The organism is Moorella mulderi DSM 14980 (assembly GCF_001594015.1).
GTDB classification, from domain to species: Bacteria; Bacillota; DSM-521; order Neomoorellales; family Neomoorellaceae; genus Neomoorella; species Neomoorella mulderi.
The window spans coordinates 1-1,708 of the sequence record NZ_LTBC01000041.1; the positions used below are offsets into that span (position 1 = coordinate 1).

At 44.8% G+C, this 1,708-nt stretch carries 5 protein-coding genes; 2 read left to right on the forward strand and 3 right to left on the reverse strand.

Annotated elements, in window-relative coordinates:
- Positions 1 to 118: 118 nt before the first annotated feature.
- Genes MOMUL_RS17980 through MOMUL_RS16805 form a run of 3 tightly spaced genes read right to left on the reverse strand, consistent with a single transcriptional unit; the run spans position 119 to position 854 of the window.
- Positions 119 to 523, reverse strand: a complete 405-nt coding sequence (locus tag MOMUL_RS17980; protein WP_407937699.1) for a transposase — start codon at positions 521 to 523, stop codon at positions 119 to 121.
- Positions 463 to 681 carry a hypothetical protein gene (locus MOMUL_RS17430; protein WP_236713140.1) on the reverse strand — a complete coding sequence of 73 codons (219 nt, stop codon included), beginning with the start codon at positions 679 to 681 and terminating at the stop codon, positions 463 to 465. Before MOMUL_RS17430 ends, MOMUL_RS17980 begins: the two co-directional genes overlap by 61 nt.
- The gene (locus MOMUL_RS16805; RefSeq protein WP_161485044.1) at positions 681 to 854 is read right to left on the reverse strand and encodes a hypothetical protein; all 174 of its coding nucleotides are present in this window, start codon (positions 852 to 854) and stop codon (positions 681 to 683) included. Before MOMUL_RS16805 ends, MOMUL_RS17430 begins: the two co-directional genes overlap by 1 nt.
- A 200-nt stretch (positions 855 to 1,054) precedes the next feature.
- Here MOMUL_RS16805 and MOMUL_RS15130 point away from each other — a divergent pair, with 200 nt between their 5' ends.
- Entirely contained in the window at positions 1,055 to 1,393 is a 339-nt protein-coding gene (locus MOMUL_RS15130) for a helix-turn-helix domain-containing protein (RefSeq protein WP_062286143.1), read from the forward strand.
- A 182-nt stretch (positions 1,394 to 1,575) separates the two neighbouring features.
- On the forward strand, positions 1,576 to 1,708 hold a 133-nt coding region (locus MOMUL_RS17985), incomplete at its 3' end, for a helix-turn-helix domain-containing protein (protein ID WP_489671602.1).

Below are 1,708 nucleotides of genomic sequence, written 5' to 3' on the forward strand. Positions count from 1 at the left end.
CATCGCCATGGACCAGTAATTTCTTTTGCACCTCATTCATACGGTTTCTCGCCTCCTGGTGGGTTTGTTTGTTTTGGTCTATTTTCTTTTTACCAGGAGGCTTTTTTATTGGCAACACCTACCTTAAATCATTACAGGAATGCTTGTGCTTTCTCATAAAGGTAAAGAGCTTGATGAGGTAGTGAACAGCGCACTCGAACCGCCACGAAGAGCGCACTTTATTAAGGCCGCGGAGAAGAAACTGCCTTAAACCTCGACCTTCCTTGATTTGGCCAAATATAGGTTCTATCGTCGTTTTTCTCAGTTTGTACCACCGGCGACCCTCTTCGGTCCTGAGTTTATGTCGCATTTGCTCTTTAAGAGTTGCATCCCCTGGAAGTTCCTCTGGTACCCGCGCTGGATGGCGCCATTCACTGTGTTTGACCTTATCAGGGGGGATAAATACCTCGATACCTTTTGCCTTTAACGCTTCGATATTCTTTCTGCTGTAGTAGCTGGCATCAGTGAAACCTCTTGGGGTGATTGACCAGTATTTTTTTCTGCCTGTTCTATCAGGTTTACAAGGTGAGGGGAATCGGCAGCATTGTTCGTTACCTCGGCAGCTACGATAATCTGAGAATCTGCATCGGCAGCAGCCTGGGGATTGTATCCCTGGATAAATGCTTTTTCAGATCCCAACATTATCCGGGAATCGGGGTCCGTAAAGTTGTACTGGGCACGGTCCGGTGGTGGGAGAGCCTCGGAATTTTTACCTTTTCCCTTCTTCCTGCGGCCTTTACTATGTTTGCCTTATCCTTATCTTGCTGCTGTTCCTCCTCTAGCTTCGCCCCTGCCCGGGCTTTCAGTTCTGCCATAGCCCGCTTGATGGCTTCGAGGCGTTTTTGAGGGATTCTGAGCTCCTCGGGTAATTCGTCACCGCGATTTCTTTTGCCGAATTCGCGGTCTTCGGCAGCATCCTCTTCGTCGGCTTCTTTAAAATATTGCTATTTAGCCCCCTAACTACTTTGGACAAAAAGTCTTAAGTCTGCTAGATTAAAAGAAGGGGGCAGCCATAATGGAACGGAAGAAATATCCAGTAGAACAAAAATTAAAGATCGTCCAAGAATGCCTCGAAACCGGAAACTGTGCAGTAGTAGCCAGAAGATATGGTCTATCTTCCAGCATGGTTAACCGGTGGACGAGGAATTATCGCCGCTATGGGGAAGCGGCCTTTACAGGAAATAGCAGCAAAACCTCAAAAGGAAGCCAGGGTATTAATTCCCACCTAAAAGAGCTAAAAGAAACAATAACTGAAAACGAAAAACTAAAGAAATTATTAGGGGAAAAAGAATTAGAGATAGAGATCTTAAAAGACCTGCTAAAAAAAACCAACCCACACTTACAGATAAAGTAGAGATAGCAAGTAAATGGATTAACCGGGGTTACAGGGTATCCCTCGTCTTACGGATTATTGGTCTCAGCCGTTCCACCTATTACTATTCCCTTAAATCTCAAGGAAAAAGGAGATATGGTGGTGGCCGTCCTATCAAGGGTTATTCCTACAACAGGCAACAAGAACCGGTTAGTGATAAACAAATAAAAGCATGGCTAAAGGAGCTAATTGAGGGCGAAGGCTTCGCCTATGGCTATGTCAAGATGACGATTATCTTAAAACACAAGTATGGACTGATTATCAACAAAAAGAAGGTTTACCGCCTTTGTAAAGAAA